The following is a 23,454-nucleotide window of genomic DNA, read 5'->3' on the forward strand; positions in this document are numbered from 1 at the left end:
CAGAGAACCGTATCTGGAGGCTGTCATGGCGATCGGACTGAGTGAGGAGCACGAGGCGCTCCGCGAGTCGGTGACCGGCTGGGCCGAGCGGAACATCCGCCCCGAGGTCGTGCGCACCGCCGTCGCGGCCGGGGACGGGGAGCGCCCCGCCTTCTGGCCCGCCCTCGCCGGTCAGGGTCTTCTCGGCCTGCACCTCCCCGAGGAGTACGGCGGCAGCGGCTACGGCCTGCTGGAGGCCGCCGTCGCCGTCGAGGCCCTCGGTGAGAAGGCGGCCCCCGGCCCTTACGTCCCCACCGTCCTCGCCGCCGCCGCGATCCTGGCCTCCGACGGCAAGGCCCGCGCCGAACTGCTGCCCGGCCTCGCCGACGGCACGCTGACCGGCGCGGTCGCGCTCGGCGGGTCCCTCACCGGCACCCGTGACGACGCCGGGGCGCTCACCGTCACCGGCACCGCCGCGACGGTCCTGGGCGGCGCGCTCGCCGACGTCCTGGTGCTCCCCGTGGACACCGGCCGGGACGAGGCGGAATGGGTCGTGCTGGACGCCTCCGCGGTGACCGTGACGCCGGTCGCGTCCCTCGACCTCACCCGCGGCGTGGCCAGGGCCGAGCTGGACGCGGTGACCGTGCCCGCCGGGCGGGTGCTGGACGGCCTCACCGGCGCCGAGGTCCGCGACCTCGCGGCGATCCTCCTCGGCGCGGAGGCCGCGGGCGTCGCGGCGTGGTGCGTGCGCGCCGCCGCCGAGTACGCCAAGGTGCGCGTGCAGTTCGGCCGCCCGATCGGCCAGTTCCAGGGCGTCAAGCACAAGGCCGCCCGGATGCTCGTCGCGCTGGAGCAGGCCCGCGCCACGGTCTGGGACGCCACCCGTGCCGCGGCCGAGGCCGCCGGGGAGGGGGACGGCGCCGCCGCGGTGGCCGCCTACACCGCCGCGATCGCCGGGGTCGTCGCGCCCGACGCCGCCGTGCAGTGCGCCAAGGACGCCATCCAGATCTTCGGCGGCATCGGCTACACCTTCGAGCACGACGCCCACCTCTACTACCGCCGCGCGCTGACCCTGCGCGCGCTGCTCGGCCCCTCGGCCGAGTGGGCCGAACGGGTCGCCGGGCTCGCGCTCTCCGGCGTGAGCCGGGAGATGGAGATCGAGCTCCCGGAGGAGTCGGCGGCGCTGCGCGAGGAGATCCGCGCCGAGATCGCCCAGATCGCCGCGCTGGAGGGCAAGGAGCAGAAGCGGGCCCTGGCCGGAGCCGGGTTCGTCATGCCGCACCTTCCCCGCCCCTGGGGCCGCGACTCCAAGCCGCTGGAGCAGGTGCTGATCCTCCAGGAGCTCAAGGCCGCCCGCGTCCGGACGCCTCAGATGATCATCGGCGCCTGGGTGGTGCCGTCGATCGTCGCGTACGGCACGCCCGAGCAGCAGGAGCGCTTCCTGCCGCCCACGCTGAGCGGCGAGATGATCTGGTGCCAGCTCTTCTCCGAGCCGGGCGCCGGCTCCGACCTCGCCTCACTGCAGATGAAGGCCGAGAAGACCGAGGGCGGCTGGCGGCTCAACGGCCAGAAGATCTGGACCTCCGTGGCCCACGTCGCCGAGTGGGGCATCTGCATCGCCCGCAACTCCTCCGAGGGGTCCAAGCACGAGGGCATCACCTACTTCATCGTCGACATGAAGGCCCCGGGCGTCACCGTCCGGCCGCTGACCGAGATGACCGGCGAGAACCTGTTCAACGAGGTCTTCCTGGACGACGTCTTCGTCCCGGACGAGCTGGTCGTCGGCGAGGTCGGCCAGGGCTGGAAGGTCGCCCGCAACACGCTGTCCAACGAGCGGGTCTCGCTGTCGGCGGGCTCCGGCGGCACCGGGGCGTCCGTCCCCGACCTGATCGGCCTGGCCGGGCGGCTCGGCCGCGAGCTGACCCCCGCCGAGCGCCAGGAGGTGGCCCGGGTCGTCTGCGAGGGCCACTCGATCAGCGCCCTCGGCATGCGGGTGACGCTGAAGCAGCTCACCGGCGCGGAGCCGGGTGCCGACGCCTCGGTGCGCAAGCTGCTGTCCACCTCGCACGCCCAGCACGTCTCGGAGTGCGCGGTCGGCCTGCTCGGCGCGGCCGCGGTGGTCGCGGCCGACATGAAGCTCGGCGACGCCGGCTACTGGAACCGCGCCGTGCTCGCCACCCGGGCGATGACGATCTACGGCGGCACCACCGAGGTGCAGCTCAACATCATCGGTGAGCGCATGCTCGGCCTGCCGCGCGACCCGGAGCCGGGCCGGTAGCTCGCGGCGGCGGCGCCTCCGAGCCCGTCCGTGGCCGTCCCTCCGGGACCGGCCGCGGACGGAGCCGCTTCGAAGGGGATCGTCCATTGTGGGTGACCGGTTAGGGTCGGTCCTTGTGTGGAGCAGGCTCGCCGGGAGGGCGGTAAGATCCGCCCCCGCCCTGCTGGGACTGGCGCTGGGGATGCTGGCCCTCGGCCCCGCGCTGGGCCCGGGGTTCGTGCTCCGCTATGACATGGTCTTCGTGCCGGACCCGCCCCTGGCGGCGGCGGGGGAGGGCTTCCCCCGGGCGGTGCCCAGTGACCTGGTGGTCGCGCTGCTCGCGCAGGCCGTGCCCGCCCAGGTGGTGCAGAAGGCCGCGCTGCTCGGCGTCTTCGTGCTGGCGGCCTCGGGCGCGGCGGCGCTGGTGCCCTCGCGGCGTCTCGGCCCGCGTCTGGCGGCGGCGGCCTTCTATGCCTGGAACGCCTACCTCGCGCAGCGGTTGCTGCTGGGCCAGTGGGCGCTGCTGCTCGGGGTGGCCGGGCTGCCCTGGGCGGTGCGCGCCGCCGCGGCGCACGCCTTCCGGGGCGGCCCGGCCCGGCCCGCGGAAGCCGTACGGCAGGACGCGCGGGCTCCGGGGCGGCGGTCCCCGGGGACGTGGCGGGCGCGGGCCGTCTGGCCGGTACGGCTGGCGGTCGCGCTGCTGCCGGCCGCGGTGGGCGGGTTCCAGGCGATGCTGGTCTCGGCGCTGGCGGTGCTCCCGGTGGCCGCGACCGCGCGGCCCCCGGCCGTTCACCCGCCGCCCGCCGGGCCGCCTGGTGCGGGTCCCGGGGGACCGTCCGGAGTGCCGGGGGAGGCCGGGCGTCCCGGTGAGCCCAGCGGGGACGGTGACCGGTGGCGGGCCGGGGCCGCGTTCCGCCGGGCAGGCGGGGCCGCGGCGGTCGTCGTCCTGCTCAGCCTGCCGTGGCTGGTGCCGGCCCTGGGTAGCCGCGCGGTGACGGACCCGGCGGGGGTGCGGGCGTTCGCGGCCCGCGCCGACGGCCCCTTCGGGACGGTCGGCAGCCTGCTCGGGCTCGGTGGGATCTGGAACTCGGACGCCGGCGTGCCGGGGCAGGGCACCTGGTGGTCGGCGGGCGTGCGGCTGGCGCTGGCGGCGGTCGCGGTCTGGGGATACGCGTTCACGCGCGCCGGGCGGGCGGCGCCGTACCGGACGGGACTGGCGACGGCGGCGGCGGCCGGGCTGGGTGTCGCCCTGACGGGCGCCTTCGCGCCGGGGGTGCTGGGCGGCCTGGTCGGATGGTGGCCGGGGTTCGGGCCGCTGCGGGACGGTCAGCTCTACCTCGCCCCGTTCGTGTTGTTGCAGGCGGTGGGCCTGGCGTGCGCGGTGGAGCGCTGGAGCTCGCGCGCGGTGGAGGCGGGGACCGGCCGCGCCGGCGAGGCGCCGCGCTCGCGCTGGAGCTCGCGCGCGGTGGCCGCGGTCGCGGTGGCGGTCCCCGTGCTGGTGCTTCCCACATTCGCGATGGGGGCGTTCGGCAGGCTTGCCGCGGTGGACTACCCGGACGAGTGGCGGCGGGTCCAGGCGATCGTGAACTCCGATCCGGCGCCCGGGGCGCTGCTGTCGCTGCCGTGGGGCGCGCACCGGGCGTTCGGGTGGAACGGCCACCGGGTGATCCTGGACCCGGCGACCAAGATGTTCCGGCGCAGGGTGCTGTGGAACGACGCGCTGCTGGTGGGGCTGCCCGGCGGCGGGCGGCTGCGGGTGGCGCCCGAGGACCCGGCGACGGCGGGGGTGGACGCGGCGCTGCGTGCCGGACCGGGGGCGCGGGAGGCGGCGCTGGCGCGGCTGGGGGTCCGCTACGTCCTCACCCGGGCGGGCGACGACACGTTCCGTGACGCGGTGACCGTGTTCACCGGCCCGGAGATCCGGCTCCTGCGGCTTGACCAGGGCCTCTGAACAGCTTGATCGACGCTCTTGGGCGGGGTGTATCCCCAGCTCGGAGGAGTACCCAACGGTAACTTTCTTTGTCACGTTTTAACCAAAACCATGGCTTATGCGCGAATCACGTTCTAGTCTCGGCACACTGTCCGTCGCTGAAGGGAGCCCAGTGATGCGAGTGCTCTTGGCGCTGGCCATCGGAGCGATCCTCGCGGTCGGCGCCTCCGTGGCAGTCGTGAACGTGGGCTCGCCGACCCCGGAGCCGCCGAACCGGCCCCTGTACAACTACGGCACCAGGTGACCTGAGGCCGCGCGGCGGCCGGCGGGCGCACCGCCCCCGGCCGGGCCGCGGAGATCATCCACCGGCACGGAGCGCAGTTTCACCATGCCCTGGAACGGGCGCGCCGCCCCGGACCGAGGTGGCGTGGGCGGCGGCGCCCTACCCGGACCGGATCGGCCCGGACCGGATGGGGCGTCCGGCGGCGCCCGCACGGACGCGGGGGACAGGAGAGGCCGCGGAGGACCGCGGACCGAAGGAGCAAGGAGGCAGCGTGGCCCTTTTCGGCCGGAGCGCGAGCGCGGGGCCGCGCCCGCCCGCCCCGTCGCGGCCCGTCCTCAGCGTGGAGACCGAGGGGACGCCCGAGGCGCCGCTGCGCGGCGTCCGGGTGGCGGTGCTGAACTTCCGCGAACCGCAGCAGTCGGTGGCGGGCGGCGCGGAGGAGTACGCCTGGCAGGTCAGCCGCTACCTGACCGGCCAGGGCGCGAAGGTGTGGTTCGCCACCGCCCGCGAGCCCGGCCAGCCCGCCGCCGAGCGGCGCGACGGCGTCGAGCTGCGCAGGATGGGCAACCGCTACCTCGTCTACCTGCTCGTGCCGCTCTGGCTGCTGCTGCGCCGCCGCCGGTTCGACGTCGTCATCGACTCGATGAACGGCATCCCCTTCTTCTCCCCCCTGGTGGTGCGCCGTCGCACCGCGGTGATCTGCCTGGTCCACCACGTGCACGACCGGCAGTTCCACGCCTTCTTCCCGCCCTGGCTGGCCAGGATCGGCTGCCTCGTCGAGGGGCCGGTGGCGCGGCTGCTCTACCGCCGCCGCACCACGATCACCGTCTCGGAGTCGTCCCGGGAGGACCTGCGGGCGCGGCTGCGCTGGAAGGCGCCGATCCACGTCGTGCCCAACGGCAGCCCCGCCGCCCGCCCGGTGACGATGCGGGAGCTGCCCGGCGACCCGCTCGTGGCCTACCTGGGCAGACTGGTCGGGCACAAGAGGGTCGAGCGGGTCGTCGGCCTGGCCGCCGAGCTGGGCGACGCCCGTCCCGGCCTGCACGTCCACGTCGTGGGCCGGGGACCCGAGAGCGGGGAGCTCGCCCGCCGGGCCGCCGAGCTGGGCGTCTCCGACCGGGTGCACCTGCACGGCTTCCTCGCCGAGCCCGCCAAGAACGCCGTGCTCGGCGCGGCGCTGCTGAACGTGACCGCCTCGGAGTTCGAGGGGTGGGGCCTGACGGTGATCGAGGCCGCGGGCTTCGGCGTGCCGACCGTCGCCTACGACGTCGCCGGACTGCGTGACTCGGTAAGGGACGGGGTGACCGGCTGGCTGGTCCACGACGGCGAGACGCTCGCCGAGGTGGTGGACCGGGCGATCGGGGAGCTGTCGGACCCGGCGCGGCGCGCGGAGATCCAGGCGGCCTGCCGGGCGTGGGCGGGCGAGTTCACCTGGGGCCGGACCGGCGCCGCCGTCACCTCCCTCATCACCGCCGAGCTCCGCGAGCTCCGCGAGCTCCGTGAGCGCCGTGAGCGCCCTGAGCGCCGCGCCGCCCGTACGGCCGGCCCGCTGCGCGGCGTCGCGGCCCCCGGTCTCCTCGCCCCTGGGGAGACCGACCCCGCTTGAACACGGGACCCGCCTCCGAGACCGCCGGAACCGCCGCGCCCGACGACGCCGTGGCCGGCGGTCGCGGCGTACCCGCTGAAAAGACCGGAAAGACCGAGAACGCAGGGAAGACCGAGAACGCGGGGAAGACCGAGAACGCGGGGAAGACCGAGAACGCGGGGAAGACCGAGAACGCGGGGAAGACCGAGGACGCAGGGAAGGCCGGAGGACCCCGCACGGCCGGCGGCTCCGAGACCGGCCGGCTCCGGCACGGCCTGCGCCTGCTGGCAGGCTGCCTGCTGCTCGCCGCCGTGGCGTTCAACACCTCCCCCGGCCAGGTGATCGGCGAGACCAAGCTGGACATGGCGATCAACCCGGTCGCCTTCCTGGCACGGGCGGCGCACCTGTGGGACGACGCGTTCTTCGGCCACCTGCAGAACCAGGCGCACGGCTACCTGTTCCCGATGGGCCCGTTCTACGCGCTGTTCACCGCGCTCGACATGCCCGCCTGGAACATCCAGCGGCTCTGGATGGCGCTGGTGCTGTGCGCGGCGTTCCTCGGCGTCGAGCGGGTCGCGCGGGCGATGGGGATCGGCACCCCCGCCACCCGCGTCCTCGCCGGGCTCGCCTACGCCCTCGCCCCGCACGCCGTCGCGCTGATCGGGACCAACTCCTCGGAGTTCCAGCCGAGCGCCGTGCTGCCGTGGGTGCTGCTGCCCCTGGTCCGCGGCACCCGGCCAGGGGCGAGCCCGCGCCGGGCCGCGGCGCTGTCGGCGCTGGCGTTCGTCCTCGCCGGGGGGATCAACGCCGTGGCCGAGCTGGCGGTCCTCGTCGTGCCGCTGCTGTACCTGCTGACCCGGCGCGGCGGCCCCCACCGGCGACGCCTGCTCGCGTGGTGGCTCGCCTGCGTGGCCGCGGTGTCGATGTGGTGGCTGCTGCCCCTGCTGGTGATGGGCCGCTACATCTTCTCCTTCCTGCCCTTCATCGAGACCGCCGACGCCACCACCGGCGTCACCTCGCTCCTCAACACCCTGCGCGGCACGTCGAGCTGGATGTCCTTCCTGCCGATCGACGGCCAGGCGTGGCTGCCCGCGTCGTTCGAGCAGGCCACCGTACCGGTGATGATCGCGCTGACCGCCGCCGTCGCCGCGCTCGGCCTCGCCGGGATCGCCGCCCGCGCCACGCCGGAGCGGCCCTTCCTCGCACTCAGCGTGCTCGCCGGGGTGGTGATCGTCACCGCAGGGCACGCCGACGCGCTCGTCCACCCGTGGACCGAGCAGGTCCGGGCGCTGCTCGACGGGCCGCTGGCGCCCTTCCGCAACCTGCACAAGTTCGACGCCCTCATCCGGCTCCCGCTGGCCCTGGGCCTCGCCGCGCTGCCCCTGGCCGGTCCGGTACGGCTGCGCAGGCCCGTCCTGGCGGGCGCCGCCGTACTGGCGGCCCTGGCCGCGCTGCCGGTGGCCACCGCCGGGGCGACCCCCGCCGGGGGGTTCGAGGCCCTGCCCGGCTACTGGCGGGACGCCGCGACCTGGCTGAACCGCAACACCGGCGACGGCATGGTCCTGGCCGTGCCCGGATCACGCCGCGGCGACTACCTGTGGGGCCGTCCGATGGACGAGCCCATGCAGTCGCTGCTGAACGTCCGCTGGGCGACCCACACCAACGTCCCCTGGGGCTCCCCGGGGCTGGCGCGGCTCATCCAGGCGGTGGACGAGCGCTTCGCCACCGGCCGCGGGTCGCCGGGTCTCACCGCCTCGCTGCGCCGGATCGGCGTGAAGTACCTGCTCGTCCGTAACGACCTCGCCCGGCAGAGCCTCGGCACGGCCTGGCCCGCGCGGGTCCACGAGACCCTCGCCGAGTCCACCGGCCTGCGGCGGGTCGCCGGCTTCGGCCCGGAGATCGGCCTGCGGTCCAGCCCCACGGCCGCCGGCTGGTTCGAACAGCCCTACTCGGCGCTGGAGGTCTACGCGGTGCCCGGCCCCGCGCCGCTCGCCGCGACCGTGCCGCGCGACGGGACGCTCCGGGTCACCGGCGCGCCCGAGGCGGTGCTGGACCTGGCCGAGGAGGGGTTGCTCACCGGCGACCGGCCCGTCGTGGTCGGGGACGAGCCCGGGGCGCCCGCCGTGTCCGCGCGGGACACGGTGGCCACCGACACGCTGCGCCGCCGCGAGATCCTCTTCGGCGACCTGCGCCGCATCGCCACCCCCGCCATGACCGCCGGCCAGCCGCCCGAACGGGACCGGGGGACCGACCTCACCGACCCCGCCTGGTCCGGCGCGACCGTCACGGCCGCCTACACCGGCGTCCGGGACGTGCGGGCCTCCTCCGCCGAGTCGGGCATCGAGGCGGGGGAGCGCCGCGATCCGGGCCGCCAGCCGTACGCGGCGTTCGACGGCGACCCGCGCACCGGGTGGCGCTCCGACGGCTGGGACGGCGCGGTCGGGCAGTGGCTCCAGGTGCGCTTCACCGCGCCGATCGACATGCCGCAGATCACCGTCGCCTTCGAACGGTCGCCGGTGCTGCCGCAGGTGGCGGAGGTCTCCCTGGAGACCGAGGCGGGCGCCCGCCGGGTCGCGGTGAGCCCGGACGCCGCCCCGCAGCTGATGCGCCCGCCCCTCGGGCGGACCTCCTGGCTGCGGATCCGGGTGACCAGGCTGGCCGCCGAGCTCGCGACGCCGACCGGCGCCCGCGTCGGCGTCACCGAGGTCGCGATCCCCGGCGTACGGCCGGGCCGGACCCTCGTCGTCCCCCCGGGCGGCCCGCGCGACCCCGGGACGGTGCTGCTGACCCGCCGGGGCACGGCGAGCGCCTGCATGCGCGGATCGTCCACCTGGACCTGCGACCCCGCCACGCTGCAGATCACCGGCGAGGACGGCGACGGCTTCGACCGCTCGTTCACCGTCCGCGAGGGCGGGAAGCGGTCCATCGGCGGCGACGCCGTGCTGACCGACCCCGTCTCCTCCCGCCTCGTCACCACCCTGCACGGCGTCCACCCGCAGGTGACCGCCTCCTCCACGCTGACCGATCATCCGGCCGTCCTCGGTCGCGCGGCCATGGACGGCGACGTCTCCACCGTCTGGTACGCCGACCCCGCCGACCGCCACCCGTCCCTGACGGTCAGGCTGGGCAGGAAACGGACGATCTCCCAGATCATGGTGCTGTTCCCCGACTCCTTCCTCGGGCAGCCGCCGGTCCAGGTCAGCGTGAGCGGCGGCGGGCAGACCACGCGGGGCTGGATCCGCGCCGACGGCCGGGTGGTCTTCCCCAAGATCACCACCGACACCCTGGAGATCGGCTTCACCGCCCCGGCGTCCCGGCCGATCGAGGTGTCGGAGGTCACCGTCCCCGGGGTGAAGCCGCTCGGCTCGATGGAGAGGACCCCGCTGCGGCTGCCCTGCGGGTACGGGCCCACCCTCTCGGTGAACGGCAAGGCGGTGCGCACCGAGGTCGTCCGGGGCACGATGGGCGACGTGCTCGGCGGACGCCCCGTCGGCTACCGCGCCTGCGGACGGGTCGAGCTGGAGCCGGGCACGGCCCGGGTGAGCGTCGCCCCGGCCGACGCCTTCCGGATCGAGTCGGTCGTGGTGCGCACCGCGGACGGCGGGACGGCGGACGGCGGGGCGGACGGCGGGACGGCGGACCGGAGGACCGGGTCGTCCTCGGACTCCTCATCCGGATCAACTTCCAACCCCCCGAAGTCCCCGAAGTCCTCGAAGTCCTTGAACGCGTCGGAGTCCACCGGGTCCACGGCCTCCTCCGGTTCCCCCGGGGCCGGTCCGGGGGGTGGCGTCGTGACGGCCGCGCCCGTGACCACTCAGGCGTGGGGACCGGCCGAGCGGCGGGTCCGCTTCTCCGTCTCCGCCCCCTCCTACCTGGTGGTCAACGAGAACCACAACGCGGGCTGGCAGGCGTACCTCGGCGACGGACGGCTGAAGCCGGTCCGGCTGGACGGCTGGCGGCAGGCGTGGGAACTGCCCGCCGGGCAGGGCGTGGTGACCATGCGCTACGAGCCCGACTCCGCCTACCGCGCGGCGCTGCTCGGCGGCGGGTGCCTGGTGCCGCTGGTGGCGGTGCTCGCGCTCGTCCGGCCGCGCCGTACCGCGCCCCGCCGGGCCGGGACCGGGGCCGCCGCGGTCCGCGCGGCCTGGTTCTGGCCGCTCGCCCCGGCCGTCGGCCTGTGGACCGGCGGCGTCGCGGGCGCGCTGGCCGTCACCGCGGCGGCGGCGCTGTACGCCCTGGCGGTCAGGCGCTGGAGCGCCCGCCCCGGCGGGTCCGTGCCCGCGACGCTGCTGCGGTGGGCGCCCGCGGTCCCGCTCTGCCTCGCCGGTCTCGCGCTCGCCGCGGGCACCGCGTACGGCGGGACCGCCCTCGCCGGGGCGCTGACCGGGATCGTGCCGCAGGCGCTCTGCCTGCTGGCGCTCGCCTGGCTGCCGGTCGCGGCCCCGGAACCGGCCCCCGCCGACCCGGCCGCCCCGGGGCCGGAACCGGCGCGACACCCCGAGCCGGTCGCGGCGGCGGTGCGCCGGTGACCGGCCCGCGGGTCCCCTGGACCGCGTTCGCGGCGGCGAGCGCCTTCTTCGTCACGCTGGCGGCGCTGCTGCGCCTGTACGTCTACCCCAGCGCCCTGGTGATGCCGCTGGAGCAGGCCAGGACGTACCGCATGACGGCGTCCGGCGCCCAGTACTTCGACACCGCGACGCTCACCTCCCACGCCGGGGTCTCGCTGCTGTCCACCACGACGGTGAGCGGGGACGCCGGCGCGGGCGGCCCGGACACGGCGGTGTGGGTGGAGTTCACCTCGCTCACCGCCGAGGGCGGCGACCGGATCGACTACCACGAGCGCCGGACCGCCTTCGACCGCAGGACGGGCCTGGCGGTCGCCTGCTGCGACGGGTACGTCGACGACGACCCCGGAGCCCGGCAGGAGGGAATCGCCTTCCGCCTGCCGTTCCGCGCCGAGCCGCGCACCTACCCGATGTACGACGTGCTGCTGCGGACGGCGGTCCCGCTCCGCTACGAGCGGCAGGAACGGGTGTTCGGCCGGCCCGCCTACCGCTACACCTACACGGCGGGCCCGATCAGGATCGAGGACGTCCCCGGGCAGCTCCCCGGAAAGGCGCTCGGACTGCCGGAGTGGCGGGCCGTCAGCGTCTCCCGCTACGCCGAGGTGACCCGGACGATCTGGGTGGATCCGGAGAGCGGCCTGACCGTCAAGGTGCGCGAGCACCAGCGCCAGGCCCTGCGCACCCCCGACGGGGTCGAGCGCAAGGTGACCCTCCTGGCGGACCTCGACATGACGCCCGAGGACGTGGCGGACCGGGTGGCCGACGCGGGGGCCTTCGACCGCTGGGTCCTCCTCGTCCGCGACCTGCTGCCGGGCGTGTTCCTGGCGGCCGGGCTCGCGCTGGTCCCGGTGGCCCTCCGGCGGCGGAGGCGGGACGGGCGGCCCGGCCCGGACGGTGACCCGGCCGTGGCCGGGGCGGAGACGGGCTCGGCCGTGTCCGAGGCGAGGCCGAACGGCGTGACCAGGGCGGAGACGGGCGCGGCGGAGGCTCGGACGGGCACGCGCACGGGGACAGGCCGTGACCCGGTCCGGGCGGACGGGGAGCGGAAGTGAGCGGCGCGGCGGCCGGGGTGGGGCGATGACGGGGACGGGCGGCGGCCCGGTCGAGGTGGAGCTGCGGCTGCCGGCCTGGGCGCGCGGCGTCCCGCGGCTCCGGTACGGCCTCACGGCCGCGGCGCTGCTGCTTGTGGCCGCGAGCCTCGTGCTGAAGGGATGGCTGCTCAGCCGGTCCTACTTCACCGAGGACGACATCGTCTTCGCCGGCCGGGCCGTCACCGAGCCGTTCGGCTGGGCGCACCTGCTGCGGGTGCACATCGGCCACCTGATGCCGGGCGGTCTCGCGCTGGTCCGGGCCCTCACCGCGATCTCCCCGTACGACTGGGGACTGGTCTCGGCCGTGGTCCTCGTCCTGTCCGCGGCGGCGTCCCTGGCGCTGTACCGGCTGCTGCGCCTGCTGTTCGGGCCCCGGCCGATGATCCTCGTCCCGCTCGCGTTCTTCCTGTTCTCACCCGCGGCCTTCCAGGCGACCGCCTGGTTCGCCGCGGCGGTCAACATCCTTCCCCTGCACATCGCCATGCTCATGGCGATGTGCTCGCAGGTGCTGCTGATCCGCACCGGCCGCCCGCGGCATGCGGTCGCCGGGCTCGCCTGGACCTGCGCCGGGCTGCTGTTCTTCGAGAAGGCGGTCCTCATCCCGCCGGTGCTGTTCCTCCTCACCGTCGTGCTCCTCGCCGGGGAGCGCGGGGTGCTCGGCGCCGCGCGCCGGCACCTGGGCCTGTGGCTCGTCCACGCGGCGGTGGCCGGCGCCTACCTCGCCGCCTACCTCACGGCGTCCGGGCGGTCCGGCGGCCAGGGGGTCATACCTCCCGACTTCTACACGGCTGTGGACTACGCCGGGACGTTCCTCGGCGGCACGGTCCCGACCCTGCTGGCCGGGGGACCGCTGACCTGGGGGCCGGTGACGTCGGCCGGCGCGCTGGCCGGTCACCGGCCCGTCGAGATCGCCGTGGCCTGGCTGGCCCTGGCGGCCGTCGTGGCGGGCACCTGCCGGGCACGGCGCGCGGCCGTCCCCGCGTGGCTGCTGGCGGGCGGCTACCTCCTGGTCGCGGACGGCCTGCTGATCATGATCGCCCGGGGCGGGTCCTGGCGCGCCTTCGAGAGCCGCTACATCGCCGACGCCCTCCCCCTGCTCGCCGTCTGCCTGGCACTGGCCCTCATGCCGTGGCGGGGCGCGGCGCGGGACACGGAGGCCGTACGGCGGGGCGCGGCGGGGAGCACGGCGGACCCGGTGGCCTCCGGCCCGGAGGCGGTCCCGGCGGTCCCGAGGGTTTCGGCGGCTCCGGCAGTGGAGTCGGTCCCCGCGGTCCGGGCAGGCTCCGGTCCGGAGGCGGTCCCGGCGGTCCCGGACGGGGGCGCGCCGACCCTTCCGGTGTACGCCGTACCGGCCGTATGCGCCTACGTGGCGCTCGCCCTGGTGTCTGCGTCGGTCTTCGGCCCCACGCTCCCCGGCAGGACCGGCCGCGCCTACTTCGACGCGGCCCGTGCGGACCTCGCCGCACTCGGCCCCGAAACCGGTGTGTACCCGGGGCTGGTGCCCGAGCGGATGATGTTCCCCTGGCAGCCGCTGCCGGACCGGCTGACCTCCCGGGCACTCGCCCCGCTCGCCACGGGCGCGCTGCGCGAGCGGATCATCCACCCCGGGGTCGCCTACGACGCGGTGACCTTCGACGACCGGGGGCACCTGGTGCCCGCCGCGGTCCTCGGCGGCTTCGTGACCGGGAAGGACGGCGGCTGCCTCCCGTGGCGCGGCGGCGCGGTCACCGCCGATCTCGCCGTCCGCGAGGGGAACGTCGTCCGCCTGCACTACCGCGTGCCCCGCGACACGCGTGTCACCGTGACCGCAGGGGAGCGGCGGACCGAGGTCACGCTGCGGGCGGACCGGGAGCGGGTCCACCTCGTGACGCCGCCCGCCCCGGGGCCGGTCCGCGTCACGCTCCCGGACGTTTCGCGCCCGGACGTTTCGCGCCCGGACGTTTCGCGCCCGGAGGGCTCGCGCTCGGACGGAGGCGGGGAGAGCGGTGTCTGCCTGCGCGCCGTGGTGGTCGGCGCGGCCGTGCCGGAGAACCCGGAAGGGGCGGTCAGTGACGGCGCAGGATGAGCAGCAGGTTCCAGCTCACGATCTCCCGCAGCCCCGGGACGCGGATCACCGGGGTCGCCCAGCGCGGGTGGTAGCGGGGCAGGGCGTCCAGGACCGTGACGCCGGGCTGCCGCCGGGCCCAGCGCAGCGCGGCGCCGACCGAGACGGGGTAGAGGCTCTCGCCGTAGACGTTCTTGGGGCGCCTGCCGTACCGGCGGGTGTAGCGGGCGGCGGCGCGGTGGCCGCCGAGGTAGTGCCAGGGCGAGGTCTCGTGGCCGCCCCAGGGCGACAGCCAGTTGGTGAACGACAGGTACACCACGCCGCCGGGCCTGGTCACCCGTACCATCTCGGCGGCCATCCGCCACGGGTCGGGCACGTGCTCCAGCACGTTGGAGGAGAAGCAGACGTCCACCGACCCGGTGGCCAGCGGCAGGTCCAGCGCGCTGCCCAGCACCGCCCCCTCGGGCGTGGCGCCCCGGCGGGCCATCATCTCGCCGGCGTCGCAGTCGACGCAGACCGGGCGGGCGCCCGCCGCGCGCAGCACGTCGGTGAAGTATCCCGGGCCGCCGCCGACGTCGGCGACGAGCGCGCCGTCCAGCTCGGTGTAGGAGGCGAGCTGGGCGACCGTGTCGCGGGCCAGCATGCCGTAGAAGAAGTCGGGGTCGGTCTGCTCCTTGCGGAAGGCGCGGAGGAGCGCGACAGATCGGCCCAAAGTGGCCCGGAACGGTGCCTGCGGGGTCTCCAACGCTGCTCCTCACCGCAATTGGACAAACCAGGTGGGCCGGAGCATAACACCGCACCATCTCTGGTCCTGACAGCTCGTACGGTGTTCCACCGGAACACCGGATCGTAGGGAGACGCCTGGTGGACGCCACGAAGGACACGGGAACCGCCGAGGGCGGGACGGAGGCGGGGCCGCCGGCGGTGCGGCTCACGCTGCCCGGGTGGCTGGCGCGCCTGCGCGGCCCGGTGGCGCTGGGCGGGGCGGCCCTCATCGCGGCGTCGCTGGTGCTGCGCGTGCTGGTCCTGCGCGACTCCTACTTCGTCGAGGACGACCTGCTGTTCGTCGGCAACGCCTACGGCGAGGACTTCACGCTCGACTACCTGACCCGGGTGCACAAGGGCCACTTCATGCCGGGCGCGATCGCGCTGACCTGGGTGCTGTCCCGCGTCGCCCCCTACGACTGGGCGCTGGTGTCGGCCGTCACGCTCGCCGCGCAGGCGCTGCTCGGCGTGCTGGCGCTGCGGCTGCTGCGGACCCTGTTCGGCGTCCGGCCGGCGATCCTGCTGCCGCTGGCGCTGTTCCTGTTCTGCCCGCTGACCTTCCCCGCGTTCACCTGGTGGGCCGCGGCGATCAACGCGATCCCGCTTCAGCTCGCCCTGGTGCTCGCGCTCACCGCCCAGGTGCGTTTCGCCCGCGGGGAGGGCGCCGGGTACGGCCGGCGCGCGCTGATCTGGTGCGTGGCCGGCATGGCCTTCAGCACCAAGGGCGTCTTCGCGCCCTTCCTGCTGTTCGCGCTGACCACGGCGTTCCTGCGGGACCGGGAGACCGGCTGGCTCCGCTCGATGTGGCGGGAACTGCGGGCGAACCGTTGGCTCTGGGCGGCGCACGCGGCGGTGCTGGCCGCCTACACGCTCGTCTACCTCGACCGGATGGACACCGCGCCGGGCGAGGGCGCCTCGGCTCCCAAACCCGGTGTGGCGGCCGACCTGGTCTCCCTGCTGCTGGGCCGTACCTTCCCCAGCGGGGCGGTCGGCGGGCCGGTGTCGTGGACGCCGACCCCGGCGGGCGGCCTGGCCGCGCCGTCCGGCTTCGTCGTGGCGCTCTCCTGGACGGTGCTGGCGGTCACGGTGGTGGCCACGCTCGTCTACCGCCGCCGGGCGCACCGGGCGTGGCTCACGCTGGCCGGGTACCTGGTGCTCGCCGACGCGATCCCCACGGTGATCGCCCGGGGCAGCTACCTGGGACTGGTGGGCGCCGAGACCCGCTACGTCGCCGACGCCGCGCTGGTCCTCGCGGTCTGCCTGGGCTGCGCGCTGCTGCCGGTGGCGGGGGAGACGGACGCCTACCGCCGTCCGCTCCCCGAACGGTCCTCGCTCGCCCTCGTCGCGGGGCTCACCGCCGGGGCCTACCTGGTGCTGTCGGTGTTCTCCGTCGAGGCGTACCGGGCGACCCTGAACGGCCAGCGCGTCCGGGCCTACCTCGACGCGGCCGCCGCGGAGCTGGCCGCCGCCCCGGACACCGCGGTGATCTACCCGGCGCCGGTGCCGCCCGACATCGTGCTGCCGGTGAACGGCGAGCGGCGGCTCACCGACCGCCTGCTCGCCCCGCTGGCCCGGCCGGCGCTGCGGGCGAGGATGGCCCACCCCGAACCCACCGAGGACGCCCGGGTCTTCAACCGGCAGGGGAAGCTGGTGCGGATGAACGTCGTCCCCGGCTTCTTCGCCACCCGGGGCCCGGACGAGCGGTGCATGCGGACGCTGCTGGGCGCGATGTCCTTCCCCGACGCGGTCTCCTTCGGCGGCCGGGCCACCGTGGGCGGCCTGTCCTACTCGGCCGACCGCCCCGCCTCGGTCACCGTGGAGGTCGGCGGGGAGCGCACGGTCCTGTCGCTGCGCAGGACCGCCTCGGGGCTGGTCCAGTTCCCGGTGCACGGGATCGGACGGGGGATGCGGATCGAGATGAACGACCCGGAGGCCCCGGTCTGCGTGATCGCCGTCGCCCTGGGCTCTCCGGCCCCCGAGGGCGAAAACCCGTCCTGACCTGACCTCAGAGGTCGCCGCACCCGCTGCTTTCAAGCGGATCGTGGAGCTCGTCATCGATCGTCGTGTCCAGATCAGCCCGCACCTCGTCCCAGTCGATGGCCGGGGCGGTGGCGAAGACGGACTGCGCCTCAGCCGTGGGAACGAACCGGCGACGCTTGATCGGCTTCACTTCGGCGAGCGGCTCGCCGTTGAGCGTCAGAACGTATCGTCTTCCCTCACGCAGGCCGCGTGTGACGCTGCCGGAGTCGTTGACGAACTGACGCACGCTCACCTCGATCGAACGAGGCTTTGGAGCGTCCATGGCTCGATCGTACCCCCGCGTACCACGGCATCACAGTTGTTGATCTCCAGGTCGAAGGTACCGTCCGGACGGTGGCGGACACCTTTGCGGGATCGGGTCGCCAGGACATCCGATCGCGCGGAAGCCCGCCGGAGTATGTTTCTCTTGTGGCTGGTACCACACGCATCACGGTGACTCTTCCCACCGAGCAGCTGGACGAGCTGAGGAAGCTGACCGACGACGTCTCGGGCTATGTCGCCGAGGCCGTGGCACGTCGGATCAGGCACCACCTGATCGCCGAGGACCTCCGCCGCTATCAGGAGAGGGAGGGCGCCTTCACCGAGGAGGAGCTGGCCGAAGCCCGAGCGAAGATCTTCGGTGGCCGCTCCGATTAACCTGTTTTCTCGGGGCCGTACCACTGGAGGGCCTGGCCGGTGACCGAGGCGATGCATTGGAAGTCGCGGTCGCGGTGGAGCAGGGTGAGTCCTCTCAGCTCCGCGGTGGCCGCCACCACCAGGTCCACCGGCACTGCTGAGCGATGCAGCCCTTTGGAGGTCAGGAGGGCCTGAACCTGCCATGCCCGGTCGTAAGCACGGTCGTCAACGGGCACCCATCCGAACAGACGACGTATCTCCTCGATGCCCTGCTCGCGATCTGCCGGTGATCGCGCGCTGTAGAAGAACTCAAGCTCGGTGACGGGGCATACGGCGACCAGTCCCGCCGTGACGGCCTGATCCCAGCCGTACGTCTCGGCTTCGCCACGCATGAACCTGGCCAGAGCGCTGGTGTCGATGAGGAACCGCGCGGCGCTCACCGGCGGTAGTTCGCCTTGTCCTCGAACATGTCCAGGTCGAAGGCGCCGTCGGCGGCGGCCGCGCGCAGCCGCGTCAGTGCCAGCGCGCGTCGCCGGTTCTCCAGCACCTCGCGCAGAGCGGTGTTGACCGTCTCTCGCTTCGTGCCGGTTCCCAGTGCCTTGGCCACCTCGGCCAGGAGATCGTCATCCAGATCGATCATGGTTCGACTCATCGCGTCTCCCTTGTATGCCTAGATATGCATCAAATATACATCGCGATGTGTCATCGCATCGGCTTTCGGCCTTCTCCTCGTCCGAGATGGGCCAGCCGGTAGGCGGGGCGTTCGATGAAGCGGTGGGTCAGGGCGGCCAGCGCGAGGGTGATGGCCGCGATGGGGACGAGGTTGGCGAGGAAGCCGCCGGTGAACGACGGCTGCCCGGTGAAGCCGTACCAGAGATGGATGGCCACGAACTGCCAGAGGAACACCCCGTAGGAGATCCGGCCGAGGTAGGCCATGACCCGGTTGCCGAGCAGCAGCCGGACCGGGGAGTCGCCGGGGGGCGGCAGGGTGGCCGGGACGAGCAGGCACGCGGCGACGACCGTGTAGAGGACGATCTCGAACAGGCCCGACCAGAAGCCGTCGATGCCGAGGAAGCGGGTGCCGGTCACCGGGGAGGCCGCGAGCGCGTAGGCCAGCGCGGCGACCAGCCACCACGAGCCGGGGGAGGCGGAGGCCGCCCGCCGGAACCGGCTCGCGGGGGAGTCTCCGGCGGGGTCGGCCCGGTCCCAGGCCAGCACGACGGCCAGGGCCATCCCGGCGGCGAAGAAGATCGCCGACCGGGGCGCCCAGGAGTTCAGGTAGGGGCGGTACTCCGGGTAGTAGGTCAGCAGGGTCCAGACCAGCGACACCGCCCCCAGCACGGCCAGCCCGGTCAGCAGCCGCCGGGCCCGGACGTCCGTGTCCGGGCCGCCGCGCCGGGCGAAGGCCGCGAGCCCGGCCGCCAGCAGCGGGAGGGCGACGTAGAAGGCCGCCTCCACCGACAGGCTCCACATCTGGGCGAGGCCCTTGGGGCCCAGGCCGAACCACCAGGGGTGGGTGTCGTAGTTCTGGGTGAGGGTCAGCAGCTTCAGCCAGGTCCAGCCGTCCGACAGGTGGTCGCGCGACCACAGGAGCAGGGCGGCGGCGACCGCCAGCCAGTAGGCGGGCAGGATCCGCAGGGCGCGCTTCCACAGGTAGGACCGCACGTGGACGGGCGCCTCCCCGGCCAGCAGCGACGCCGCGAAGGGCCGGTAGAGCAGCAGCCCGGAGAGCGCGAAGAAGATCGGCACGGCCACGTCGCCCCGGGAGAGCAGCGCGCCGCCGAAGCCGGGCGCGAGCGCGGCCCCGCTCTCGGTCGCCACGTGGAAGACGAGGACGGCGAACGCGGCGACGGCGCGCACGCCGTCGAGGGTGTCGAGCCGGCCGTCCCCGGTGAGCGTCGCGGGCCCGTCGCCGGAGGGCGTCGCCGGGCCGTCCTCGGTGAGCGTCGCCCGCCCGGTCCCGGACGGCGGCCCGGACGGCGTCGCGGGCGCGTTTCCGGCGGCCGGTATGGCGGGTTCCGGGATGTCCCCTGGGTCCGGGAGGCGCAGTTCGGGGGTAGTTTTGCGGGGGGTCGCGGGATCCGGGCCGGAGAGGGCCTCCGTGGCAGAACCTGTTTCGGTCACTTTTCCGCATCCCTACGTGACGACGGTCACTCTCGGCAACTAACATACTGGCCAGTAGCCTCGTTAATCCAGATATATCCCCCTAATTCTCCCAGGTCGGGACCCCCAGGAGGCCAGATGCGCCGGACCGTCGGACTAGTCCTCATAGCATTGGGGGCGTTCCTCATCGTGCTGGCGCCGCTCGTGCGGTTCCAGGTCGGACCGAAGCTGATCGCCGCCCCGGCCGACTACTACGGGATCAGCGAGCTGACCGCCCCGGGCGCGCGGTACTTCAGCGCCGGGGACCTCAAGGTGATGACCGGCGACGCCGACATCACCGTGACCACGCGGGGGGACGTCTCCCAGGCCCAGGGCGACCGGGTGGTCTGGGACGAGGTCATGGCGGTCAACGACGTGACCAACGACAACCCGCTGATCTCGCTCGTCCCCCGCCGCAGCGCCTTCAACAAGTACACCGGCGAGGCCGTCGACTGCTGCGCCGCCAACATCGACAAGAAGCCGGTGAAGCTGGAGGGGCAGGTCTACCTGTTCCCCTTCGACGTGCAGAAGAAGACCTACCGGGTCTTCAACGCCACCGCCGGCAAGGCGTTCGACGCCCGCTTCGTCGGTGAGGAGAACGTCAACGGGGTGCGCGCCTACCGGTTCGAGCAGGACGTCCCGAAGACGAAGACCGAGACCCGCACCGTCCCCGCCTCGATCATGGGGGTGACGGACACGACCGGCGACATCGAGGTCGACCGGTACTACAGCGGCCGGAACACCTTCTGGGTCGAGCCCACGACCGGCTCGCCGGTGAGGCAGGAGCAGGAGCGCCACGAGGTCCTCACCACCCAGGACGGCGCCCACACCATCACCGCCTTCGACGCGACGGCGAGGATGACCCCCAAGACGGTCGACGCCCTGGTGAGCAAGGCCCTGGACGGCAAGAGCCAGATCACCCTGCTGAAGGTCACCATCCCGCTGGTCCTGCTGATCGTGGGCGTCGTCATGCTGGTCGCCGGGATCCTCATGGTCATCGCCGGCCGCAGGCGGCGGGAACCGACCTGGTGAACGAGGAGACGGCCGTCGCGCGGCCGCCGGCGGACGACCCGCCCGCCTCCTCGAGGTTCTCGCCCGTGGCGCTGCTGCGGGCCTGCCGGCCCCGCCAGTGGCTGAAGAACGCCCTCGTCTTCGCGGCCCCCGCGGCGGCGGGGGTGCTGACCACCCCCCGGGGCCTGCTGGGCACGGCGATCGCCTTCGGCGCGTTCTGCCTGGCCGCGAGCGGCGCCTACCTGCTCAACGACGCCGCCGACGTCGAGGCCGACCGCCGCCATCCGCGCAAGCGCCGCCGTCCGATCGCGGCGGGGCTGGTCACCGTACGGCTCGCGCGGATCGTCGGGGTCGTCCTGCTGCTGCTGGGCCCGGCGCTGGCCGCGCTGACCGGCGACTGGCGGCTGCCCGCCGTCGTCGCCGGATACCTGGCGCTGACCTTCGCCTACACCTTCTGGCTCAAGCACCAGGCCGTGGTGGACCTGGTCGCGGTCGCCGGCTGCCACGTGGTCCGCGCCCTCGCCGGAGCGGTCGCCGTGGACGTGCCGGTGACGAGCTGGTTCCTGGTGGTCGTCTCGCTCGGCTCGCTGCTGCTCGTGACGGGCAAACGCGAGGCCGAGCTGCGCGCCTCCGGCGACTCCGCCCGGCGGGCCCTGTCGGCCTACACACCCAGCTACCTCGCCGGGGTCCGGGCGATGTCCTCGGGCGCGATGATCGTGACCTACTGCCTGTGGGCGCTGAACGAGCGGCACCCCGGCCCCTTCCACGCGATCAGCATCGTGCCGTTCGTGCTCATCGTCCTGCGGCACAACCTGCTGGTGGACCGTGGGGTGGGCGAGGAGCCCGAGGAGCTCGTGCTGCGTGACCGGCCCCTGCTCCTCTTCACCGGACTGCTGCTCGTGCCTCTGCTCGTGGGAATCTACCTTTCATGACCTTTCTCACCGGCTGGGGCCGTACCGCGCCGACCCCGGCACGCCTGGCCCGCCCCCGCTCCGCCGAGGAGGTCGCCGAGCTGGTACGGCGGGCCCCCGGCCGCGGCGTCGCCGCCCGGGGGCTCGGCCGCTCCTACGGCGACGCCGCGCAGAACGCCGGGGGGCTGGTCTGCGACTGCACCGGGCTCGACACGTGGTCCATCGACGAGGACACGGGCCTGGTCACCGCGGGCGCGGGGGTGAGCCTGCACGACCTGATGACCGCGCTGGTGCCGCGGGGCTGGTTCGTGCCGGTCACCCCGGGGACCCGGCACGTGACCGTCGGCGGCGCGGTGGCGGCCGACGTGCACGGCAAGAACCACCACGTCGACTCCTCCTTCGGCGCCCACCTGCGCTCCCTCACCCTGGTCACCGCCTCGGGCGAGACCCGCACGGTCACCCCGGACGGAGACCGGGGCGACCGTGCGGCCGGCTCCGGTGGCGGCGGGGCGGTGCCGGACGGTGACCTGTTCTGGGCCACGGTCGGCGGGATGGGGCTCACCGGCGTGATCACCGAGGCGGTCTTCCGGTGCGTGCCGATCGAGACCTCCCGCGTCCGGGTGGACGTCGAGCGGACCCGCGACCTGGACCAGACGCTGGAGACGATGGCCGCCACCGACGACCGCTACCGCTACACGGTCGCCTGGATCGACCTGCTCGCCCGCGGCGGCCGGATGGGCCGCAGCGTCCTCACCCGGGGCGACCACGCGTCCCGCGACGAGCTGCCGCGCGGCGCCGACCCGCTGGCGTTCGGCCCCGGCCCGGTGCTCAAGGCCCCGCCCTGGGCGCCCAACGGCCTGCTGAACCCGCTGACCGTGCGGGCGTTCAACGAGGCGTGGTACGCGAAGTCGCGCCCGGCGACCGGCCTCATCCAGGGCATCGCGCCCTTCTTCCACCCCCTCGACGGGGTGGACGGCTGGAACCGGGTCTACGGCTCGCGCGGGTTCGTGCAGTACCAGTTCGCGGTGCCGTTCGGGCAGGAGGCGACGCTGCGGCGGATCGTCGCCCGGCTGTCCGCCGAGGGCGTGGTGTCCTTCCTGACCGTGCTCAAGCGGTTCGGGCCGGGCACGCCGGGGATGCTGTCGTTCCCGGTCCCCGGCTGGACGCTCGCCCTGGACATCCCGGCGGGGCGGCGGGGCCTGGCCCGGTTGCTGCGCGGGTTCGACGACCAGGTGGCCGAGGCGGGCGGCCGGATCTACCTCGCCAAGGACTCCCGGGCGTCGGCCGCGACGGTGGCGGCGATGTACCCGCGGCTGGGAGAGTGGCGCGGGGTCCGCGAAGAGGTGGACCCGGACGGGGTGTTCCGCTCCGACCTGGCCCGCAGACTGCTGCTGTGAGGGCCGGCGCCGTACGGGCGGCCGGTCGTCCGGGGCCGGTGGGCCCGGGTCCCGAGAGAAGGAGGCTCATTCCGTGAGGAACGCGCTGGGGTCGGTGGACACCGTGCTGCTGCTCGGCGGGCGCAGCGAGATCGGGCTGGCGATCGTCGAGCGGCTGGTCCGCGACGGCGCCCGCCGGGTCGTGCTCGCCGCCCGCGGCATCGCCGGGGGGACGCCCCCCGTCATCGGCGACGCCGAGGTGCACCTGGTCGACTTCGACGCCGCCCGCCCGGAGACGCACGGCGAGGTGATCGAGACGGCCGCGAAGCTGGTCGGCGACCTCGACGTGGTGATCCCCGCCTTCGGCGTCCTGGGCAGCCAGGCGGTCTACGACGCCGACCCGGTGGCCGCCGCCGGGGCGGTCGCGGTCAACTACGGCGGGCACGTCTCGGCCGGGCTGTCCGCCGCCCGGCGGCTACGCGAGCAGGGGCACGGCACGCTGGTCGTCCTGTCCTCGGTGGCTGGGGTGCGGGTACGGCGGGCCAACTTCGTGTACGGCTCGGCCAAGGCGGGCCTGGACGGCTTCGCGCAGGGCCTGGGCGACGCCCTGCACGGCTCCGGGGCCCGGGTGATGGTGGTCCGGCCCGGGTTCGTCGTCGGCCGGATGACCGAGGGCATGTCCCCGGCGCCGATGTCGTCCACCCCGGGCGAGGTGGCCGACGCCGTGGTCGCGGGCCTGCGCTCGGGGGCCGAGACGGTGTGGGTCCCCGGGCGGCTGCGGTGGGTGTTCGCGGTGATGCGCGTGCTGCCGCGCGCGATCTGGCGCAGAATGCCACGCTGAAACCTGTTCCCTTCTCATC

At 74.5% G+C, this 23,454-nt stretch carries 18 protein-coding genes; 13 read left to right on the plus strand and 5 right to left on the minus strand.

Translation table 11 applies throughout. From position 1 onward, the window contains the following. Positions 1-25 precede the first annotated feature (25 nt). The 7 genes from ACZ6W9_RS02130 (at position 26) to ACZ6W9_RS02160 (ending at position 13,755) form a co-directional block, all read left to right on the plus strand. Positions 26-2,257 (plus strand): acyl-CoA dehydrogenase, encoded by a 2,232-nt coding sequence (locus ACZ6W9_RS02130; protein ID WP_389958931.1) that lies wholly within the window; start codon positions 26-28, stop codon positions 2,255-2,257. Between the two features lie 181 nt (positions 2,258-2,438). Continuing rightward, positions 2,439-4,187: an MmpA family trehalose lipid delivery protein gene (locus tag ACZ6W9_RS02135; RefSeq protein ID WP_389959264.1), complete on the plus strand. Its 1,749-nt coding sequence runs from the start codon at positions 2,439-2,441 to the stop codon at positions 4,185-4,187. 154 nt (positions 4,188-4,341) lie between these two features. Continuing rightward, positions 4,342-4,470 carry a hypothetical protein gene (locus ACZ6W9_RS02140; RefSeq protein WP_268246289.1) on the plus strand — a complete coding sequence of 43 codons (129 nt, stop codon included), beginning with the start codon at positions 4,342-4,344 and terminating at the stop codon, positions 4,468-4,470. Positions 4,471-4,720: 250 nt separating this feature from the next. Then, entirely contained in the window at positions 4,721-6,055 is a 1,335-nt protein-coding gene (locus ACZ6W9_RS02145; RefSeq protein ID WP_470116571.1) for a glycosyltransferase family 4 protein, read from the plus strand. Further along, on the plus strand, positions 6,052-10,563 hold the full coding sequence (locus tag ACZ6W9_RS02150) for an alpha-(1->3)-arabinofuranosyltransferase domain-containing protein (protein WP_470116572.1): 4,512 nt from the start codon (positions 6,052-6,054) through the stop codon (positions 10,561-10,563). The genes ACZ6W9_RS02145 and ACZ6W9_RS02150 overlap by 4 nt, the downstream gene beginning before the upstream one ends. Next, positions 10,560-11,651 carry a cell envelope lipid trafficking protein PgfA gene (gene pgfA, locus ACZ6W9_RS02155; protein ID WP_389958940.1) on the plus strand — a complete coding sequence of 364 codons (1,092 nt, stop codon included), beginning with the start codon at positions 10,560-10,562 and terminating at the stop codon, positions 11,649-11,651. Before ACZ6W9_RS02150 ends, pgfA (ACZ6W9_RS02155) begins: the two co-directional genes overlap by 4 nt. 25 nt (positions 11,652-11,676) lie before the next feature. Next, positions 11,677-13,755 carry a hypothetical protein gene (locus tag ACZ6W9_RS02160; protein WP_470116573.1) on the plus strand — a complete coding sequence of 693 codons (2,079 nt, stop codon included), beginning with the start codon at positions 11,677-11,679 and terminating at the stop codon, positions 13,753-13,755. Here the strand turns inward: ACZ6W9_RS02160 and ACZ6W9_RS02165 are convergent. Continuing rightward, complete coding sequence (locus ACZ6W9_RS02165; RefSeq protein WP_470116574.1) at positions 13,736-14,446, minus strand: class I SAM-dependent methyltransferase; 711 nt, start codon at positions 14,444-14,446, stop codon at positions 13,736-13,738. The genes ACZ6W9_RS02160 and ACZ6W9_RS02165 overlap by 20 nt on opposite strands. 152 nt (positions 14,447-14,598) lie before the next feature. On the opposite strand from ACZ6W9_RS02165, the gene ACZ6W9_RS02170 reads away from it, so the two are divergent. Further along, complete coding sequence (locus ACZ6W9_RS02170; RefSeq protein ID WP_389958948.1) at positions 14,599-16,497, plus strand: hypothetical protein; 1,899 nt, start codon at positions 14,599-14,601, stop codon at positions 16,495-16,497. A 7-nt stretch (positions 16,498-16,504) separates the two neighbouring features. Here the strand turns inward: ACZ6W9_RS02170 and ACZ6W9_RS02175 are convergent, their stop codons facing one another. Continuing rightward, entirely contained in the window at positions 16,505-16,801 is a 297-nt protein-coding gene (locus ACZ6W9_RS02175) for a hypothetical protein (protein ID WP_389958950.1), read from the minus strand. 146 nt (positions 16,802-16,947) lie between these two features. Between ACZ6W9_RS02175 and ACZ6W9_RS02180 the strand changes: the two genes are divergently transcribed. Further along, positions 16,948-17,175 carry a hypothetical protein gene (locus ACZ6W9_RS02180; protein ID WP_389958953.1) on the plus strand — a complete coding sequence of 76 codons (228 nt, stop codon included), beginning with the start codon at positions 16,948-16,950 and terminating at the stop codon, positions 17,173-17,175. Here the strand turns inward: ACZ6W9_RS02180 and ACZ6W9_RS02185 are convergent. Genes ACZ6W9_RS02185 through ACZ6W9_RS02195 form a run of 3 tightly spaced genes read right to left on the minus strand, consistent with a single transcriptional unit; the run spans position 17,172 to position 19,278 of the window. After that, positions 17,172-17,594 carry a PIN domain nuclease gene (locus ACZ6W9_RS02185; protein WP_389958956.1) on the minus strand — a complete coding sequence of 141 codons (423 nt, stop codon included), beginning with the start codon at positions 17,592-17,594 and terminating at the stop codon, positions 17,172-17,174. The genes ACZ6W9_RS02180 and ACZ6W9_RS02185 overlap by 4 nt on opposite strands. Then, on the minus strand, positions 17,591-17,806 hold the full coding sequence (locus ACZ6W9_RS02190; RefSeq protein WP_470116575.1) for a type II toxin-antitoxin system VapB family antitoxin: 216 nt from the start codon (positions 17,804-17,806) through the stop codon (positions 17,591-17,593). Before ACZ6W9_RS02190 ends, ACZ6W9_RS02185 begins: the two co-directional genes overlap by 4 nt. A gap of 50 nt (positions 17,807-17,856) precedes the next feature. Continuing rightward, positions 17,857-19,278 carry an acyltransferase family protein gene (locus tag ACZ6W9_RS02195; RefSeq protein WP_389958962.1) on the minus strand — a complete coding sequence of 474 codons (1,422 nt, stop codon included), beginning with the start codon at positions 19,276-19,278 and terminating at the stop codon, positions 17,857-17,859. A gap of 117 nt (positions 19,279-19,395) precedes the next feature. Here ACZ6W9_RS02195 and pgfA (ACZ6W9_RS02200) point away from each other — a divergent pair, with 117 nt between their 5' ends. From pgfA (ACZ6W9_RS02200) to ACZ6W9_RS02215, 4 genes are all read left to right on the plus strand, one after another. Further along, a complete protein-coding gene (gene pgfA / locus ACZ6W9_RS02200; protein WP_389958964.1) occupies positions 19,396-20,328 on the plus strand; it encodes a cell envelope lipid trafficking protein PgfA in 933 nt (310 codons plus the stop codon). Further along, positions 20,325-21,239 (plus strand): decaprenyl-phosphate phosphoribosyltransferase, encoded by a 915-nt coding sequence (locus tag ACZ6W9_RS02205; protein WP_470116576.1) that lies wholly within the window; start codon positions 20,325-20,327, stop codon positions 21,237-21,239. Before pgfA (ACZ6W9_RS02200) ends, ACZ6W9_RS02205 begins: the two co-directional genes overlap by 4 nt. After that, on the plus strand, positions 21,236-22,615 hold the full coding sequence (locus ACZ6W9_RS02210) for an FAD-binding protein (protein WP_389958970.1): 1,380 nt from the start codon (positions 21,236-21,238) through the stop codon (positions 22,613-22,615). Before ACZ6W9_RS02205 ends, ACZ6W9_RS02210 begins: the two co-directional genes overlap by 4 nt. 73 nt (positions 22,616-22,688) lie before the next feature. After that, positions 22,689-23,435: an SDR family NAD(P)-dependent oxidoreductase gene (locus ACZ6W9_RS02215; RefSeq protein WP_389958973.1), complete on the plus strand. Its 747-nt coding sequence runs from the start codon at positions 22,689-22,691 to the stop codon at positions 23,433-23,435. Positions 23,436-23,454: the final 19 nt, after the last annotated feature.

Source organism: Streptosporangium sp. NPDC053982, assembly GCF_055585205.1.

Excerpts from the sequence above, each read along its gene's own strand:
- ACZ6W9_RS02130 (WP_389958931.1), top strand. The coding sequence starts at position 26 with ATGGCGATCGGACTGAGTGAGGAGCACGAGGCGCTCCGCGAGTCGGTG.
- ACZ6W9_RS02135 (WP_389959264.1), top strand. The coding sequence starts at position 2,439 with ATGCTGGCCCTCGGCCCCGCGCTGGGCCCGGGGTTCGTGCTCCGCTAT.
- ACZ6W9_RS02140 (WP_268246289.1), top strand. The coding sequence starts at position 4,342 with ATGCGAGTGCTCTTGGCGCTGGCCATCGGAGCGATCCTCGCGGTCGGC.
- ACZ6W9_RS02160 (WP_470116573.1), top strand. The coding sequence starts at position 11,677 with ATGACGGGGACGGGCGGCGGCCCGGTCGAGGTGGAGCTGCGGCTGCCG.
- ACZ6W9_RS02175 (WP_389958950.1), bottom strand. The coding sequence starts at position 16,801 with ATGGACGCTCCAAAGCCTCGTTCGATCGAGGTGAGCGTGCGTCAGTTC.
- ACZ6W9_RS02190 (WP_470116575.1), bottom strand. The coding sequence starts at position 17,806 with ATGAGTCGAACCATGATCGATCTGGATGACGATCTCCTGGCCGAGGTG.
- pgfA (WP_389958964.1), top strand. The coding sequence starts at position 19,396 with ATGCGCCGGACCGTCGGACTAGTCCTCATAGCATTGGGGGCGTTCCTC.
- ACZ6W9_RS02210 (WP_389958970.1), top strand. The coding sequence starts at position 21,236 with ATGACCTTTCTCACCGGCTGGGGCCGTACCGCGCCGACCCCGGCACGC.